At 60.3% G+C, this 16,442-nt stretch carries 14 protein-coding genes and 1 pseudogene; 3 read left to right on the forward strand and 12 right to left on the reverse strand.

Features of this window, described 5'->3' with window-relative positions:
• The first annotated feature begins 53 nt into the window (after window positions 1-53).
• Window positions 54-845 carry a PhzF family phenazine biosynthesis protein gene (locus NKI39_RS24855; protein ID WP_352835090.1) on the forward strand — a complete coding sequence of 264 codons (792 nt, stop codon included), beginning with the start codon at window positions 54-56 and terminating at the stop codon, window positions 843-845.
• Window positions 839-1,462 (forward strand): glutathione S-transferase family protein, encoded by a 624-nt coding sequence (locus NKI39_RS24860; protein WP_352835093.1) that lies wholly within the window; start codon window positions 839-841, stop codon window positions 1,460-1,462. The genes NKI39_RS24855 and NKI39_RS24860 overlap by 7 nt, the downstream gene beginning before the upstream one ends.
• A 640-nt stretch (window positions 1,463-2,102) precedes the next feature.
• Here NKI39_RS24860 and NKI39_RS24865 read toward each other — a convergent pair.
• From NKI39_RS24865 to NKI39_RS24910, 9 genes and pseudogenes are all read right to left on the reverse strand, one after another.
• Window positions 2,103-2,642 carry a transporter gene (locus tag NKI39_RS24865; protein WP_352835095.1) on the reverse strand — a complete coding sequence of 180 codons (540 nt, stop codon included), beginning with the start codon at window positions 2,640-2,642 and terminating at the stop codon, window positions 2,103-2,105.
• A 34-nt stretch (window positions 2,643-2,676) separates the two neighbouring features.
• Complete coding sequence (locus NKI39_RS24870) at window positions 2,677-2,955, reverse strand: hypothetical protein (protein WP_352835098.1); 279 nt, start codon at window positions 2,953-2,955, stop codon at window positions 2,677-2,679.
• Window positions 2,910-3,335 carry a hypothetical protein gene (locus NKI39_RS24875; RefSeq protein WP_352835101.1) on the reverse strand — a complete coding sequence of 142 codons (426 nt, stop codon included), beginning with the start codon at window positions 3,333-3,335 and terminating at the stop codon, window positions 2,910-2,912. Before NKI39_RS24875 ends, NKI39_RS24870 begins: the two co-directional genes overlap by 46 nt.
• 193 nt (window positions 3,336-3,528) lie before the next feature.
• Complete coding sequence (locus NKI39_RS24880) at window positions 3,529-4,002, reverse strand: nuclear transport factor 2 family protein (protein ID WP_352618179.1); 474 nt, start codon at window positions 4,000-4,002, stop codon at window positions 3,529-3,531.
• 73 nt (window positions 4,003-4,075) lie between these two features.
• Window positions 4,076-4,824, reverse strand: a pseudogene (locus tag NKI39_RS24885) (SDR family NAD(P)-dependent oxidoreductase).
• 249 nt (window positions 4,825-5,073) lie between these two features.
• The gene (locus NKI39_RS24890) at window positions 5,074-5,991 is read right to left on the reverse strand and encodes an alpha/beta fold hydrolase (RefSeq protein WP_502896537.1); all 918 of its coding nucleotides are present in this window, start codon (window positions 5,989-5,991) and stop codon (window positions 5,074-5,076) included.
• Window positions 5,992-6,385: 394 nt separating this feature from the next.
• Window positions 6,386-7,210, reverse strand: a complete 825-nt coding sequence (locus NKI39_RS24900) for an alpha/beta fold hydrolase (protein ID WP_352835141.1) — start codon at window positions 7,208-7,210, stop codon at window positions 6,386-6,388.
• A gap of 146 nt (window positions 7,211-7,356) precedes the next feature.
• Window positions 7,357-7,596 (reverse strand): hypothetical protein, encoded by a 240-nt coding sequence (locus NKI39_RS24905; protein WP_352475015.1) that lies wholly within the window; start codon window positions 7,594-7,596, stop codon window positions 7,357-7,359.
• 83 nt (window positions 7,597-7,679) lie between these two features.
• On the reverse strand, window positions 7,680-10,337 hold the full coding sequence (locus tag NKI39_RS24910) for an ATP-binding protein (RefSeq protein WP_352835104.1): 2,658 nt from the start codon (window positions 10,335-10,337) through the stop codon (window positions 7,680-7,682).
• Window positions 10,338-10,857: 520 nt separating this feature from the next.
• Here NKI39_RS24910 and NKI39_RS24915 point away from each other — a divergent pair.
• Window positions 10,858-11,505: a tyrosine-type recombinase/integrase gene (locus tag NKI39_RS24915; protein ID WP_352835107.1), complete on the forward strand. Its 648-nt coding sequence runs from the start codon at window positions 10,858-10,860 to the stop codon at window positions 11,503-11,505.
• 153 nt (window positions 11,506-11,658) lie between these two features.
• Here NKI39_RS24915 and NKI39_RS24920 read toward each other — a convergent pair whose 3' ends face one another.
• The 3 genes from NKI39_RS24920 to NKI39_RS24930 all read right to left on the reverse strand — a co-directional run bounded on the left by NKI39_RS24920 (window position 11,659) and on the right by NKI39_RS24930 (window position 16,432).
• Window positions 11,659-13,611: a tetratricopeptide repeat protein gene (locus NKI39_RS24920; RefSeq protein WP_352835109.1), complete on the reverse strand. Its 1,953-nt coding sequence runs from the start codon at window positions 13,609-13,611 to the stop codon at window positions 11,659-11,661.
• A 242-nt stretch (window positions 13,612-13,853) separates the two neighbouring features.
• The gene (locus tag NKI39_RS24925; RefSeq protein WP_352835112.1) at window positions 13,854-15,053 is read right to left on the reverse strand and encodes a mandelate racemase/muconate lactonizing enzyme family protein; all 1,200 of its coding nucleotides are present in this window, start codon (window positions 15,051-15,053) and stop codon (window positions 13,854-13,856) included.
• A gap of 17 nt (window positions 15,054-15,070) precedes the next feature.
• Window positions 15,071-16,432 (reverse strand): mandelate racemase/muconate lactonizing enzyme family protein, encoded by a 1,362-nt coding sequence (locus NKI39_RS24930; protein ID WP_352835115.1) that lies wholly within the window; start codon window positions 16,430-16,432, stop codon window positions 15,071-15,073.
• Window positions 16,433-16,442: the final 10 nt, after the last annotated feature.

Genomic DNA, 16,442 nt, shown 5'->3' on the forward strand with positions numbered 1-16,442 from the left:
TTGACTCTCTAGTCAATCGGACGATTGTTATGATCTCAATGTGTGGAGCAGATATGTTCGTCCCGCTATACCAAGTCGATGCCTTTGCCAGCCGCCGCTTCGCCGGTAATCCGGCCGCCGTGATGGTCCTCGACGCCTTCGCAGCTGATGAGCATCTGCAGGCGATCGCCGGTGAGAATAACCTCGCCGAGACGGCCTTTCTCGTGCCGGACGGCCCGGACTTTCACTTGCGCTGGTTCACGCCGACGGTGGAGGTGCCGCTGTGCGGGCATGCCACGCTCGCGAGCGCTGCGGTTGTCATGGAGCGACTCGCGCCCGAGCGCCGCTCGGTGATTTTCCATTCGGCAAGCGGCCCGCTCACCGTCTCCCGCGCGGAAACGGGTTATGTGATGAACTTTCCAGCCCGGCCGATGATACAGACGACGATTCCTGACACGATGGCCGCCGCACTTGGGCGGTTTCCGGTCGAGGTGCTCGTAGATCAGTTCAACTATCTGGCGCTGCTGGAAACTGCGGATCACGTTCGGCAACTGGCGCCCGATCTCGCCGCGATTGCACGGCTCGACCGGGGCGGCCTGATTCTTACCGCGCCGGGCGACGACGGCTATGACTGTGTCAGCCGCTATTTCGCACCCGCCAAGGGCATTCCCGAGGACCCGGTCACTGGCGGCGCGCACTGCGCACTTGCGCCCTACTGGGCGGCCCGGCTCGGCAAGACGAGCTTGCGCGCCTTCCAGGCCTCGGCTCGCGGTGGCGAGCTGCTATGCCGCGTCCTCGGCGACCGCGTGGAGCTCGAGGGTTCCTGCGCCTTCTATCTCGAAGGCCGGGCGGACATCCGATGCTGAGAATCTATGGCTATGCGGGCTCGATCAATGTCCGCAAGGTGCTCTGGGCATGCGCCGAGCTCGACCTCGCATTCGAACCTGAGGATTGGGGTGGATCTCACCGGTCGATAAGCGAACCGTTGTTTCGGGCGCTCAATCCCGTCGCGATGGTGCCGGTGATCGACGACGCGGGGACAATCGTCTGGGAATCGAACGCGATTATCCGCTATCTCGCAGCGAGCCGAGATCGGTACGACTTGCTGCCCGGCGACCCGGCCGCGCGCGCTCGTGTTGAGATGTGGATGGATTGGCAGGTGTCGGATTTCAACAATAGTTGGCGAGTCGCCTTCCAAGGGCTGGTGCGAAAGAATCCAGAGCATCAGGATCCCGCCGAGATCGAACGGTCGATTGCTGCATTCTCGCGCATGGTCGCAATCGTCGATGGCGAACTCGCCAAATCGGGCGGCTTTATCTGCGGTCCCGATTTCACGCTCGCCGATATCCCGATCGGGCTCTCCGTTCATCGCTGGCGGTCGCTGCCAGGCGAGAAACCACAGCTCGACCATATCGAGCTCTATTACGACTGCCTCTGCGAAAGGGCAGGATTTCGCAAACATGGCCGGGATGGCGGGGCATAAGCCACCACTTCACGCTCGTCGATGTGTTCGGGACCCATCGGCCCACGCGGCCGATTCCGCCCAAGCTTGGCGGATGGTCGCGATATAGCCGACTCGGTCACGCTCCATCGCGAAGACCGCCTCCGGCGGGGGCGGCGGTCTCTTCATGCTGGGCGGCCCACAGGATCAACTCGAATAGCACGGGCGCCAGATCGATGCCGCGCCGGTCTCGACCGGCCGGTCACTATCAAGCGCATGTTCAGCGGTCTGACCTTCATGCTCGAAGGAACATGCTCTGCAGCGTCTCGAGCGTAACGCGGTAGCGCGGCCTTGCCTGTGGTACGCGCGACTCTCAAAAAGGGGTTTGTCTACCATGCGACGGAGTGTCGCGGCGAACCGTTTGCACAGTAAAATCAATTATTTGGCGTAAGGCCTTTGCGAGAGCGAATGGCTGCCATAGTCGTCTAGGTGCAGAATAGGTGCAGGGCCGAGGTACGCAATCGGCGGGTATGGGGCACGCGCTGCGTCGCGGATCGTGTTGGGCACCGACCGACGCTAGTCTAGGTGTGCTTCGCGCCTCATCTCGGCCGTAGAGACCAGCTTTGCGACCGCCTGAAAGCGGACCTTGCTGCACCGCGAAGAAAACTGCGTCTGTGGAGCGTCACGGGAGAGTCCTCTCTTTCTCAGATAGCCTCGGAACCGAAGCCAAGAGCGCATGAACGGCCCGCGACGGCGGCCAATCGCCATCGCCGATTATAAGCAGGCCGCCACCCGCACCTTTCGGTTGGATGTCGAACAGGCTTGGGAGGACTGCAACCGGTTTGCCGGCCTGCAGAAATCGACCGATCAGCGACCCCGCCAAGCCGTCATCGTTGCTGCTCCAGATTGAGCCCGGCAAACCGACGCAGAAGCCACCATGAAAATCCTCGATGAAGACTTGGCCAAAGGTAAGCGTGTTTGCCAGATCATCGCGAGCATGCCGGTCGCTTCGAAACCGCGCCGCCAGTTCGCTGCCTTCCCCGTCGGGTCGTTTGGGCCGCGTCGGCCAGGGATAGCCTCCTGATACCGACGCAAGCAGCATTTCAGCGCCGGCATCCAGAAGCGCGTAGTAGACGGCAAGGAACCGAGAGAACTCAACACAACCGTCGCCGGACGCGGGACTGAGCATGACAGCAATGCGAATTGGCGCTTCCGGAAACACGTTGCTTTACTCCACCCGTGAGCCTTGTGAACCGTCAACCTGCTGCGGCAGAGGTTTGCTCGACCGGCAAACGCGCCTCGATCCATGCCAGCACATCCGACATGACCGTTGCGCGGCCAAGATCGTTCAGCAGGTCGTTAAAGTGGGAGGGATAGAGCTTGAGCGTCTTGTCGGACGAGCCCACAATGTCGAAAACAATTGGCTGCCGGCCGGCTTCGTCCCCTTGTCCGCCGTGCCGTGCAGAATGAAGACCGGCAGCGCAATGAACTACGCCGAATATCGGCGCTTCCGATGTCTGCGATTTGTCCCGCATCCGTCTACACTCCCGGTGAGTGGCGAAAGCTGCCGCAATATCGTTTTCGGTAAAGCCGGGGGTATGTGTTGCGGGCAGTTCCAGTCGAAGGCCTCGACCTTGATCAGCATCACGCGCTCGACCGCCGAAGCATAGTCGGCGAGTGTCAGCCTTGCCGCGAGCGCCGCATCATCTTGGGTACCGATCACATGCATTCGACCGAAGATCTTGAGACGGCGCCTGTTCGGAGAGTCGATCAGCAGCAGCGAAATACGGCTGTCCGTGGCGACGTTGCCGGTGGAACCGACTTCACGGCGTGCATAAGCGCTGCGGCTGCCCATCGTTTGCTGCACGGATTTCACTGCGTCAGTGAACCCGATTTCGGCGAATTTGTGGGCCATTCATTGCTCCCTGCGAGCCGCTAGATGGTGTGCTAGATGGCACGAGAACCCGGACGATTTGGCAGATCCGTGGGGCCAACTTCGAGATTTCCCCGAGTCCGTTCTTCTGGCGGATGGCGGCTCGCGCCTTCGAAGCCATGTTCGCGGAGGATCTCGGCAAGAACCGGAATAAAGTTCGAACCTTCTCCGACGATTACAATCCTAAATCCGACAGGCCCGGATGATCGGCCGGACGTGGTCCGGAACGGTCCCAGAACAATTCGCGTTCTGATTCCTGAATTGGCAAATCATTGATGCAGGCAAAGCGCTTTTGCATCAGGCCGTTTTCGTCGAATTCCCAATTCTCATTGCCATAGGCACGGAACCAGTTGCCGGAATCGTCGTGATATTCATAGGCGAAGCGAACGGCGATGCGGTTGTCCGTGAAGGCCCAAAGTTCCTTGATCAGCCGATAATTCAGTTCACGCACCCACTTGCCGGTCAGGAAGGCGACGATAGCATCGCGTCCCTGCACAAAAGTCGAGCGATTGCGCCAATAGCTGTCAACAGTATAGGCGAGCGAAACGCGTTCGGGATTGCAGCTGTTCCAGCCATCTTCTGCACTGCGAACCTTCTGGATGGCGGTTTCGCGGGTGAATGGCGGCAGCGGCGGGCGTTGTTCAGGCATGATCTTTCTCTTTTCAGTCAGTGTTCCGATTGGCAAGCGGTTGTGTCACGGTCCCCACGACGTAACCTGAAATCTAGATCTGCGCGGAGCCGCCATCCACAAACAGCTCGCTTCCCGTGACGAAGCTGCTGTCGCTGGAAGCAAGGAAGAGGGCCGCGCTTGCGGTTTCGTCGGGGTCAGCGAGACGCCCTAACGGCGTTCTTGTCGACACGAACCGGATCATCTCTTTGTGTGCCTCCTCGGATGGCGCGAGCTCGTGCCAGCCGGCAGTAGAGGTCGCGCCGGGAACAAGTATGTTGACGCGGATCCCTCGGCCGGCCAGATCGAGTATCCAACTGCGCGCGAAGTTGCGGATTGCTGCCTTGCTGGCGCCGTACACGCTGAACCCAGGCGTGCCAGTGGTCGCAGCGGTCGATCCAGTAAGGATGATCGAGCTATCGTCACGGAGAAGCGGCAGCGCCTTCTGGACTGTGAAGAGCGTGCCTTTTACGTTGACTCCAAAGGTTCTGTCGAAATGCTCTTCCGTAATAGCGCCAAGAGGGAAAATTCGCCGCCACCCGCGTTGGCGAATAGGATGTCGATGGCGCCGGCCTCATCCTTCACGATCTCAAAAAGGCGGTCGAGATCGGCTAGGTTCGCTATGTCACCCTGAATGCCTCGCGAATCATTGCCAACTTCGTTGACGGCCGCATCGAGTTCCTTTTTTCGTCGGCCGGTCATAAATACACGGGCGCCTTCCGCCGCAAACCGTTTTGCCGCGGCCAAACCGATGCCACTCGTTGCACCGGTGATCACTGCGACTTTTCCGTTGAGCTTGCTCATCACGAAATCTCCTGATCCAAGTTGGCCGCGGCGGCGATGAAGAGAGACGGTATGGTCCGCGCCTGCGGCTGGCGGGCGAACCTCATTGACGGCGCTCAGGTTTCGACGGAGCACACCCATCGAGCGCCCGGAGGCGGCCAGGCAGCACAGGCAAAAGCCGCGAGGCGAAAGTAAATTCTGGCGGGCGTTTTCCGGCCATCCGCTGGCGGCCGTAACGCCGCCAGCGCTCAGATCGCGGCTGACGCCGGCTCAGTTAGTAACCACCTTGCGGTCCAGGAAGTCCCGGATAAGCGGAACCATCTCGTCCAGCTTGTCTTCGAGCGCGAAATGCCCGGTGTCCAGCAAATGAAGCTCGGCTCCTGGCAAATCACGAAGATATGGGCCGGCGCCATCAGCGGGGAAGATTTTGTCGTTCTTGCCCCATACGATCAGCATCGGCGGCTTGCGCTCGCGGAAAAATGCCTGGAATTTCGGGTAGAGTGGAACGTTGCTGCCATAGTCGTGGAAGAGATCGAGCTGAATGTCCTTGTTGCCGGGACGGTCGAGCAGGACCTGGTCATGTCCCCAATTGTCCGGGTCGATCCGGGAAACGTCGGCTACGCCGTCCGTGTATTGGAATTTCGTGATGGCAGGCGTGACAAGGAAACTCAGCGCCTTCCGATGCGCGGCCGAACCGTCCGCCCAATAGGCCTTGATCGGATCCCAGAATTCCTTCAGGCCCTCCTCGTAAGCGTTGCCGTTTTGCACGATCAAGGCGGTTACCCGTTCCGGATGTTTGAGCGCGAGCCGGTATCCGACCGGAGCGCCATAATCCATGACGTACATCGCGTAGTTGTTCGCGCCGAGTCGCCCCAGCAAGCCATCCACCAGATCGGTGTAGTGAGCGAAGGTGTACGCGAATTTGGTGTGATCAGGTGCCGCGCTCTCGCCAAATCCCGGGTAGTCGGGCGCGATCACGTGATAGCGGTCGGCAAGCGCCGGGATCAGATTGCGAAACATGTGTGAAGAGGTCGGGAAGCCGTGAAGCAGAAGCACAACCGGCGCGTTAGCCGGCCCTGCCTCACGATAGAAAACGTCGACGCCACTGATCTTGACGGTGTGGTAATGGGTGGTCGAGTCCACGGTCTCAGCGGCGGCGCTTACAGGGGCATTGACCATCATCGGCATTGGGCTCGAGGAAAGCAGTGCAGCAGCGAACACCAGCGCGGTGCGGCGGGTATTGAAAGTGAACATTTGATCTCCTTTGTCCGGCGGCTGCCGGGATTGTTGAGGAAAGGCGCTGCGCGGGCACGCGGTTGCCCGCGTAGCGCAGTCAACGGCCTGTGGGGGAGGATGCGGGTAGTCAGCCGTTTTGCGTATGAAGGCGAGGAGCTCCGCGTTCACCTCGTCTTTGTGTGTGGTGCATAAACCGTGCGGTGCACCTTTGATCACCTATCAGCTTCGCCGACAGCAGCGCCGAATCCGCGATCGGGACGATCTGATCGTCGTCTCCGTGCAGGACGAGCGTCGGTAGGTCGACGTGCTGGTTGAATTCACGGCAAGTCTCCGCTTCCGCTGCCAGCTAACCTTTGATGAAGGCGAGCAGGTCGGGGTTTACGATCTCGGGATGCGTAGCGCACAGGCCGTGCGGCAGACCCTCATAGGTCTTCAGCGTGCCACGCTTGAGCAGCTTGACGGAAAGCGGCGCGGAATCCGCGTAAGGAACGACCTGGTCGTCATCGCCGTGCATGACCAGCACCGTAACGTCGATCTCCTTGAGATCCTCGGTGAAGTCTGTCTCGGAGAAGGCCTTGATGCAGTCGTAGTGCGCCTTCGCGCCGCCCATCATGCCCTGCCGCCACCAGTTCTCGATGAGACCCTGCGAAATCTTCGCGCCTGGCCGGTTGAAGCCGTAGAAGGGGCCGGAAGGAACGTCGATGTAGAATTGAGCGCGGTTCGCGACAAGCGCTGCTCTGAATCCGTCGAACACTTCGATCGGCAGGCCGCCTGGATTCTTGTCCGATTTCACCATGATTGGCGGCACCGCCCCGATGAGCACCGCCTTGGCAACCCGCCCCGGTTCGGCGCGCGCCACATAGTGCGCGACCTCGCCGCCGCCGGTCGAATGACCGATGTGGACGGCTTCCTTGAGGTCCAGCGCCTCGGCCAGCTCCGCGACATCGGCGGCATAGGTGTCCATCTCGTTTCCCGTGGCGGTCTGGGTCGAGCGGCCGTGGCCCCGGCGATCATGCGCAATGACACGGTAGCCATTTTCCAGGAAGAACAGCATCTGATTGTCCCAGTCGTCGGCGCTGAGCGGCCAGCCGTGATGGAAGACGATCGGCTGGCCCGCCCCCCAATCCTTGTAGAAGATCTCGGTGCCGTCCTTGGTGGTGATGAAGCCCATGGTCTGTTTTCCTTTTCTGGTTTGGGTGGCAGCTTCCACTGAGAGCGCCTGGGTTGGGTTCGCCGGCAGTAGCGTCGCTGCGGCGCTGGCCATGCCTGCCGCAAGCACGTCGCGACGGGTGAAAGAAGCGGAGAATAGGAAGGCGCTCATGGCCGCGTCTCATCGCCCAAGAAGCGGATGACCTCCTCGCGGAACTCACGCGGGTAGGCGATGCCGCCAACATCGAGCGTCTGCGTCTCTACGCAAGCGGCACCGCATGCCGCTGCCTGATTTTGCTGAACCGGAGTTGTGGCCAGTACAGCAGTTGTCAGAACAGAGAGCAGTGCGGTGCGGGTCAGGTCGGCCACGACCGTTCGACGAAAGGAGGTAATGCGGGTTGAGTTCATCGCTCTGTTCCTGGGCACAGTGTGTGCTTCGTTCTGTGCCGAAACAGTCGCGCAGGAGAGCAGTGTAAACCAGTAAATCGATGCTAAACGGTGCTAACGTGCCTGTTTAGCGCGGCAAGACTGTCGGCTGAACGTCGCTCCAGGATTGTGGCTCCCTGATCACGGGCAATCGTCCTCGCGCGCTCAAAGAGCGCCCGGGCGTCGGGCCGGCGGGAGGATTGCCCGGCCAAGATCGTGGCCTTCTGGCGAATCAGCTCAGCACAATACCAAGCCTCGCCGCTAACTTGACATCGCGACAGTGCGCCATCCAGCAAAGCCATGGCTTCCGGTTCACGGCCAAGCCTCGTTAACCCGGAGGCGAGGATTGACTGGAAGACCGTTTGATAGAGATAGAATCCCGCGCGATCCAACCGGTCGAGAGCTTCGCGAACGAGGGTGACGCCTGTCGCCGCCTCGCCACTCCGGATCAGGATGTCGCCCTCGAAGCACTCCGCATAGGCATGCCAGACATCGAGCGCATGATCTCTCGTGCGTCGATGCAGCATTTCGGTGTAGCGTTCGGCGCGTGCCAGATCACCCGCCATCAGCGACACCGGACAGGCCGCGTCCGAAAGCGCGTGGCAAAGCGTGAGATTGTGGCCTGCGGCAATCGCTGTTTCGATAAGATCGTCTATCTCGCGCAGAGCTTCGTCTGTCTTGCCGCGAAGCCACAGCACACGCGCGAACGTAATGCGAGCGGTAATGCGCTGTTCATATTGAAAGCGCGCAAGGTGTGCTCTGTTAGCCGGCGCTTTATAGGCGGCCAACATGCGCCGCACATGGTCCTCCGCACCGGCCTGGTCGCCAAGCAGGTGCAGCGACCTGGCCTTCATCCTCTCGCCAATAAGCCGATCGGCGTCGTCGGTCGACCGCTCCGACAGTATGCGAAAGGCTTCTGCCATCTCGAGCCCGGCGCGGGGTTCGCCGCTGTTGGTTCGATCCACCCAGAGTGCCCAGAGGGCACGCAACTGGAAGTCCACGTCGTCAACATTGCGGGCGATCTCGAGCGCGCGCGTCCACGCCTCAGCGCCGCTGGGTCGGCCCGAAATCGCGCGCATATGCGGAAAACCCAATGCCGCATGCAGCTGCATCAGACTCCGTTTGTCGGCTTCCGGCTGCTTTTCAAGCCAGTCCAGCGCTTGCTGGACACGCGACAGGCATTCGTCGACGAGCGACAGCTGATACCACAATGGGATCGCCGCGATCGTCATCGCAACGCCCATCGCGCTCTCGCCTGCTGGCGAAAAGCACCAGTCGAGGGCCGCCCGCAGATTGCCGATGTCGCGGCTGTAGATTTCCGGGGATACCGGCTCCTGCGCGACCTGCCACTGTCGCGCGGCATCGTCGAAATGCGTGCGGTAGTGGGTCGCATGCCTGTATGACGCCTCGTTCTCGAAGCCGGATGCCGAAAGCTTCTTCGCCGCATAGGCGCGCGTCATGTCGAGCAGGCGGTAGCGGATGGGATGGGCGCTGCGGTCGGCGACCACCAGCGATTTCGCGATGAGGTCAACGATACTGCCTTCCACATCGACCGCCCCTTCGCCCGATACAACGGCGCGCGCCGATTCGAGCGTGAATTCCTGGTTGAACAGCGATAGCTGGGCAAGGACGAACTGTTGTGTCGACGAGAGCAGCGTATAGCTCCAGTCCAACGTCGCGCGCAGCGTCTGGTGGCGTGGAAGCGCCGTGCGCCGTCCGCGCGTCAGGATGTCGAAATTGTTCCGCAACGATTCCGCGACGCCTGCAATGCCCAAGGTGTCCACACGCCCGGCGGCCAGCTCGATGGCAAGCACGATGCCGTCGAGCCTGCAGCAAATCTCGCCCACGATCGGCGCTTCGGCGTTGCTTAGGAAATAGCCGCCGACGCTGGCTGAAACGCGTTCGACGAAAAGCTGGACTGCCGGAAAACGCAGCGCAGCCGGGCCGTCGAGCGCTTCGTTGGTGCCTGGACAGTCCAGGGGTGGCAGGCGAAGAACCCATTCGGCTGGGATACGAAGCGGTTCCCTGCTGGTCGCAAGGATGGTCAACTGCTGCGTCTCGGCGATCAGGGTTTCCGCGACCACCGCAACCTCGTCGATCAGATGTTCGCAACAATCCAGGATGAGCAGCATCGAGCGGTGGTTGAGCTGTCTGGCAAGCTCGGCAAGAGGATCAGACGACGAGAGCACACAGCCTGCCTTGGCGGCAATCGACCCGGTGAGCAGTTCTCCGTTCGAAATCCCAGCGAGATCCACAAATGCGGTCCCGCCCGGATACTGGTCTTTGAGACGGTCCGCAAGCGCGATTGCCACCGTCGTCTTTCCAATACCACCTGGTCCTACGACCGTAAGCAGCCTTTGCTTCGGCATCTGTCGCTCCAGCAGATCAATAACCGCCTCCCTGCCGATAACTCGGTTCGCAAGACGGGGTACCGACGGCTTGCCGCCAAAGGCCGGCTGCCCCTCTAGACTGACAGGGGCCGCCTTATGAGAGACGGCGGCCACAAAGCTGTAGCCCCGGCCGGGGATGTTGGAGATGTATTGCGGAGCGTCGCTGCTTTCGCCGAGAATCCTGCGGAGCGATGCGATGTGAACGCGCAGGTTGTTTTCTTCGACGAACGTGTTCCGCCAGACCAGCGAGACGAATTCATCCTTAGAGATGACTTCGCCGGGCCGCGACGCCAGGACGATGAGGATGTCCAGCGCACGGCTGCCGATCTTCAATCTTTGATCGCCCTGCAGTAGCATGCGCTCGGCGGGCACCAGTGTAAACGACCCGAAGGAGAGTGCGACGCTCGTCTTCAACTCAAAACTCAGATTGATGCCCGGATAATTTAGAATTCCATAATGCATAACGCGAGGAAACAGGCCAGCCTGTCGGACGCGCCCCCTTCGTTGAACTCCCGTCCTCGCGATTTAGAGCGATCGCTCAAAGCGGGGGTGACGCTCGCAATGTCCGGTTTGGGATCAGGAACGCTGGTTGCGGTGAAGGGTCGGTTATCGAGCAGCGAAATGGGCTGATGAAGGGCGGCTCAGCGGTCAGGTCACGACACATATTGACACCGGATCGAGTCAGCATTTCCGATCCCGCCGGAAGTTAGCTTTCGGGACGTTAGAAAGCGACCGGACTGAACGTCCGCTCTTGAAGATCGGCAGCTGAGAGCTGTCAGTGCGCTCCCGGCCCAGACCCTGACAGGCCATACGCGTTCCTCCTGGGGCCAATCATGGCCGAAGGAGAAACGAAATGGGAAATTCACACTACGACCCCGTTGCCACCAATCACTGCGCTTGGAATGCGGGCATGAAGGTTGGCACGAAACGCCCTCTTAAGCCTCGGCAGATATGGGCGATCCGTTTCTTCCTTGATCGGGAGCAGCGCCTGCGCGATCGAGCGCTCTTCGATCTGGCGATCGACAGCAAGCTTCGGGGCTGCGATCTCGTTAAGATCAAGATCGGCACTCTTGTAATCGGCCCGGAAATCCGCAGCCGCGCGATGGTAGTGCAACAGAAAACGGGGCGGCCAGTGCAGTTCGAGTTGATGGGTGACGCTCGCGCGAGCCTTCTCGCGTGGCTGGAACGCTGGAACGACGCGGCGGGACCGTTGATGACTATGCATTTCCGAGCAGGATCGACCGCGCAGCGCGCAGCTCACCTGAGCACGAGACAGTATGCCCGTCTCGTCGACGAATGGGTCGCGGCGATCGGGCTTAGACCCCAGGAATACGGCACGCATTCTCTGCGACGCACCAAGGCGTCCATCATCTACAAGGCGACGGGAAATCTTCGAGCCATCCAGATCCTGCTTGGCCACACCAAGATCGAGAACACGGTCCGTTATCTCGGTGTCGACGTCGAGGATGCCCTTGAACTTGCCGAGGCAACGGAGGTCTGACCAACAGCGGCTCCACTTCCCGATTGGAGCCGCGAATGCTTTGCGCCAATGTCGGCCGTTAAAGTTAGTTGTGCCACCGCCTTACAGCGGACACTGCTGGCGACGGCGCTTGAGGGCGTAGTTGCGCCAGGAACGGACCTGCCCTCAACCAACTCATTTTCTGGGCATCATATTCAGGGTCATTGCTTCACTCTCCTCGTGGCCTGCTGATATTCGAGCTCCAGTCGCGACTATTTGGGCCCCCATCCGATTGACAAGCGCGACATAACGGGGATGAGCGCGGAGCGAGTCGAGGTCGCTATCCTGACGCATCCATGGCATGCGCAAAATGAGGTAGGCACGTGATGCAGTTAGCTGACGTTCCAGGCAATCGATAGCCTGCTCCGTCTTGCCCAGCTTCGCATAACAACAGCCTATGTTGTACTGAACCGCAATGTTGTCTCCGGCGAACATTTCAGCACGGGAGGCCCACGACAGCGCGCGTTCAATCTCGCCAAGTTCCGCCAGCATTGTGGCCCCGAAACATAGCGCGGTGGCATTGTCGGGATGCGCTTTGACTTCCTTTTCCACTCGCAGCACACCTTGCCTTTTTGCTTCCTTGGCGTCGTCGCTGCGGCCAAGTGAAATATAGACCATCCCTAGATTGGTCCAGAACCGATAGTCATCGGGTGACAACGATACGGCACGCTGGTACAGACCGGCAGCTTTCTCGTATTGACCTTGAATGAAACAATTCCGGCCGTAAGAGAAATAGGTATCGGAAGAACTGGCGTCTAACTCTAAAGCTCGCTCGAACTCCACTTCCGCCTCGGCATACCGGCCATTTACGAACAAGGCCCCGCCACGTGATGCGTGGGCGTCAGCGAGACCTGGCTCAAGTTCGAGCGCCCGTGAGCTGTTGGAAAGGACTGCCTCGAAGCTGGCGTCGGGATCGTTGCAAGTCAACAGAAGCCACTCACAATCAGCCAAAGCGGCATAAGCGCGCGCATAATTTGGGTCAACTTCAACAGCTCTAGCAAACAGTCGCTGCGCTGTTTTGATAAACTTCGTCTCGACTCCCCTGTTGAGGAACGACCTGCCCATCAACAGCGTCTCGTAAGCCTCTGGGTTGTCGGTCGAGCGGTTTGTAATAGTCTCCAGTTCTTCAGGCAACAGCTTCACTTTGAGGACATCGACTATAGTCTTGGAAATCTCGTCCTGCAGTTTGAAGATATCGTCCAGCGTCCGGTCATATCGCTCGGCCCAGATATGGTCGCCGCCACGACCATTGATTAGCTGAGCCGTGATGCGCACCCGTCCTCTAGCCTTGCGTACACTTCCCTCCAGGACATAGGCGACATTCAGCTTCTTCGCCACTTCCTCGATTAATACCGCCTTGCCCTTGAAGGTGAAGACCGTATTGCGCGCGACGACGGAGAGTCCGGACACCTTCGAAAGGTCGGTGATAATGTCCTCGGTGATGCCGTCGGAAAAGTACTCCTGCTCGGGATCGCCGCTCATGTTGACGAAGGGCAGAACCGCGATCGAGGGTTTATCCAGGAGTTGAGGCACCGGTTGCACCGCGCGTTTGCCGATCCCCCCTATTCCGGCGCGGTAAACCTGCACCGGCTTTGCGATATTCTTGAGCGCGTGCTCGCCGAGATCGTCGAACGCCAATGTCAGCTTGCCGGTGACATGATCGTGCACGGTGGCGGAGACGTAGATGCCGCCGGGCTCAGCCAGACCCTCCAGCCGGGCTGCCACGTTGACACCGTCGCCATAGAGATCGCTGCCCTCGACGATGACGTCGCCCAGATTGATGCCGATACGCAGGACGATGCGGTAGGCCTCCGCCACGCTCTCGTTGGCGCCGGTAAAACCCTTTTGTAATTCGACGGCGCATTGGACGGCATCAACCGCACTGCCAAATTCCACCAGCACACCGTCGCCCATCACCTTGACCACGCGGCCGTGGTACTGGGCAACCAATGGAACCAGAACATCGCGCCGCCGCGCTTTGAGAGCGGCCAGTGTGCCAGCCTCGTCGTGCTCCATGAGGCGCGAAAAGCCAACGACATCAGCAGCCAGAATCGCGGCAAGGCGGCGTTGGGTTCGAATCTCGGCCATGTGGGTTGAATACTTTCAGAAACCCAGCACCTGAGATTGTATTGGTAATCTGGCCTGGAGTCTATCCGGCCCGACTTCCGAGAATGGGTCAGATCGCGTCGATGCATGGGGCGCCTGAACGTCCGCTTCTCACATTCCAAGCCTCCAAGCCGCAAGTCCGCTTCCGGCCCCGAAACGGTCATTCTGGATGAGAGGTTGCGTGAAGCAGTCCACGCAGTGCAGGGTGGCGCAAGAAGGATGGTTCAGTCGAAGAAGCCTGCATCCTCGTCCCGGAGATACTTCCTGGCTGCTTCGGCGTCGATATCGAGGCCCAGCCCCGGCGCTTCCAGCAGGTCCACCATGCTGTCCTTCACGATCTGCGACGGCAGGCCGATTACGAGGTCCTCCCACCAGGGGTCGGAGGCGCTTGGGTATTCGAACGCGATGTAGTTGGCGGGCAGGGTGGCGCACACATTGATCAGCGCGCCGAGGCCGAGAAGGCCGTTCGCGGTGCCGTGCGGTGCCATCAGGATCGAGTGCATACAGGCGTGCTCGGCGACCCATTTGAGCTCGGCAATGCCGCCAATATCGGCCGGATCCGGGCCGATGACGCGCACCGCCTGCGTTTCGATCAGCTCCTTGAAATTGTGCCGCAGGTATATCTGCTCGCCGGTATGAATTGGCGTCGAGGTGGCGGTGGTCAACTCCCGATACGCCTGCGGATTAACCCACGGCATATAGTCGCCGGTCAGCATGTCCTCGAGCCACATCAAATTGTACTTCTCGACCGCGCGAGCGAACTTGATCGCATCGGGCAGCATCCAGCCCGGGCCGCAGTCGAGCGCCAGGCTGACCTTGTCGCCCAGCACTTCCTTCATCGCGATCACGCAGTCGAGCATGTGGTTGAAACCGCGCTCGCTGATCACGCCCTGGTCCATGGCACCGTGATAGCCGGCCTTCTTCTGCGTCACGCCGTAGTGAAAGCCCTCGATGGTGTCCTTCATGTTGGAGTGGAACGAGATCCCTTGCTTGATCATGAAGAAATTCTGCGGCTGCTCCATCATCCATTTCACGTCAGCGGCGTAATCCTCCGGCCGGTCCCCCGTTCGCTTCTGGCGGATCGAGCCGTTATAGACGCGCACCTTGTCGCGCACCTTGCCGCCGAGCAGTTTGTAGGCCGGCACGCCTGCGGCCTTGCCAGCTATGTCCCACAGCGCATGCTCGATAGCGCTTACCGCCGCGCCATAGGGCTTGAAAGAGCCGCGTTGGCGGATCTTCAGCATCACCCGCTCGACGTCGGTAGGGTCCTCGCCGATCAGCGCATCGCGGAAATGCAGCACCCAAGGCTTGAGATAGGTCTTGGTGAACTCGACTTCGCCAAGGCCATAGAGGCCCTTGTCGGTAACGATGCGGACTATTGGGTGTCTGCCGATGACGGCGCAGCGAAGGTCGGTGATCTTCATCTTCGGTTCTTTTCGCCTCAGCTCCAGATACGGTCCCAGGAATACTCGTTGTCCCAGTGATCCGTGGCCTGCCAGATGCCGGTGACACCCGGCTGCAGATGCTGCGAGATCACCTCGTCGACGACGTCGTCAATCCCCAGGCCAGGTTTGTCCGGAACAGTAATAAAGCCGTCCTTCACGAGCGGCTTGGGAGGGCCGGTGACGATATCGTCCCACCAGTCGACATCAGCAGAGTGGTATTCGAGCGCCATGAAGTTTTCGGTCGCGGTCGCGACATGTGCCGCGGCCATTGCGGCGATTGGACTTTCGGCCATATGGATGGCCATTGCGATGCCGTGGTCCTGGGCCATGTCGCCGATCTTCTTGCTCTCGAGGATGCCCCCGCTGGTGAGCAGGTCCGGGTGGATAATGGAAAGGCCGCCGCTCTTGAGCAGAGGCTCGAAGCCTTCCTTAAGGTAGATGTCCTCGCCGGTGCAGATCGGCACCGTAGTGGCGGCCTGCAGTTGCCGATACTGCTCGGTGTACTGCCATGGGATCACATCCTCGAGCCAGGCCGGCACGTATTTTTCAATCCGCCTGGCGAGCCGAATGCCGTCCTGCAGCGAGATGTGGCCGACATGGTCAATGGCGAGCGGAATATCCATGCCGATAACATCGCGAACCTCGGCAATATACTGTTCAAGCAGGTCGAGGCCCTTGTCGGAAAAGTGGAGGCCGGTAAACGGATGGGGGACGTTATGCAAATCGTAAGCGGCATTGCGGGTGCGCCGCTCCTCCATGGTCTTGACCCGGCCGCGGCCGGGATGGATGCGGTACCCTTCAAGTGAACCGGCAGGGGAGACGACCGCACCGGGTACATCTGCGATCTGCATCAGCCCCAGATCCATCTTGAGGAAGGTGAAGCCGAGCGCCATGCGCTGCTTGAGGCGCTTGCCGGTCTCGGTGCCGCTCGGCACGGTAGCGTCGGTGTCGCAATAGACGCGCACCTTCTCCCGAAACCGGCCGCCGAGCATCTGGTAGATGGGAACGCCATAGGCCTTGCCGGCGAGATCCCACAACGCGATCTCGACCGCCGAGACGCCGCCGCCTTGCCGGCCATGGCCACCGAACTGCTTGATCCGGCGAAACAGGCGGTCGATGTCGCAAGGGTTCTCGCCAAGCAGCCGGCTCTTCAGCATCAGCGCGTAGGTGGCACTGGCGCCGTCGCGCACCTCGCCAAGCCCGACGATGCCCTGGTTGGTGTAAATCTTGAGCAGGGTTGAGGTGAACGGCGCGCCGACGATTTCGGCTACCCGCATGTCGGTAATGCGAAGCTGGGATGGCTTGGAGTTCGCGTTCACCCGATTGAGCGCTTCGTCGGCGCCACCTGTCTTTGCCATGACTTATCCT

Origin of the sequence: Mesorhizobium sp. M0664 (assembly GCF_040320565.1) — a bacterium.
In the GTDB taxonomy this organism is placed as follows: Bacteria; Pseudomonadota; Alphaproteobacteria; order Rhizobiales; family Rhizobiaceae; genus Mesorhizobium.

What these genes read in the sequence shown, in the direction of transcription:
- NKI39_RS24875 (WP_352835101.1), bottom strand. Translation starts at nt 3,335, where the DNA reads ATGGCCCACAAATTCGCCGAAATCGGGTTCACTGACGCAGTGAAATCC.
- NKI39_RS24920 (WP_352835109.1), bottom strand. Translation starts at nt 13,611, where the DNA reads ATGGCCGAGATTCGAACCCAACGCCGCCTTGCCGCGATTCTGGCTGCT.
- NKI39_RS24930 (WP_352835115.1), bottom strand. Translation starts at nt 16,432, where the DNA reads ATGGCAAAGACAGGTGGCGCCGACGAAGCGCTCAATCGGGTGAACGCG.
- NKI39_RS24915 (WP_352835107.1), top strand. Translation starts at nt 10,858, where the DNA reads ATGGGAAATTCACACTACGACCCCGTTGCCACCAATCACTGCGCTTGG.
- NKI39_RS24925 (WP_352835112.1), bottom strand. Translation starts at nt 15,053, where the DNA reads ATGAAGATCACCGACCTTCGCTGCGCCGTCATCGGCAGACACCCAATA.
- NKI39_RS24890 (WP_502896537.1), bottom strand. Translation starts at nt 5,991, where the DNA reads ATGCCGATGATGGTCAATGCCCCTGTAAGCGCCGCCGCTGAGACCGTG.
- NKI39_RS24860 (WP_352835093.1), top strand. Translation starts at nt 839, where the DNA reads ATGCTGAGAATCTATGGCTATGCGGGCTCGATCAATGTCCGCAAGGTG.
- NKI39_RS24855 (WP_352835090.1), top strand. Translation starts at nt 54, where the DNA reads ATGTTCGTCCCGCTATACCAAGTCGATGCCTTTGCCAGCCGCCGCTTC.
- NKI39_RS24880 (WP_352618179.1), bottom strand. Translation starts at nt 4,002, where the DNA reads ATGCCTGAACAACGCCCGCCGCTGCCGCCATTCACCCGCGAAACCGCC.
- NKI39_RS24905 (WP_352475015.1), bottom strand. Translation starts at nt 7,596, where the DNA reads ATGAACTCAACCCGCATTACCTCCTTTCGTCGAACGGTCGTGGCCGAC.
- NKI39_RS24870 (WP_352835098.1), bottom strand. Translation starts at nt 2,955, where the DNA reads ATGCGGGACAAATCGCAGACATCGGAAGCGCCGATATTCGGCGTAGTT.
- NKI39_RS24900 (WP_352835141.1), bottom strand. Translation starts at nt 7,210, where the DNA reads ATGGGCTTCATCACCACCAAGGACGGCACCGAGATCTTCTACAAGGAT.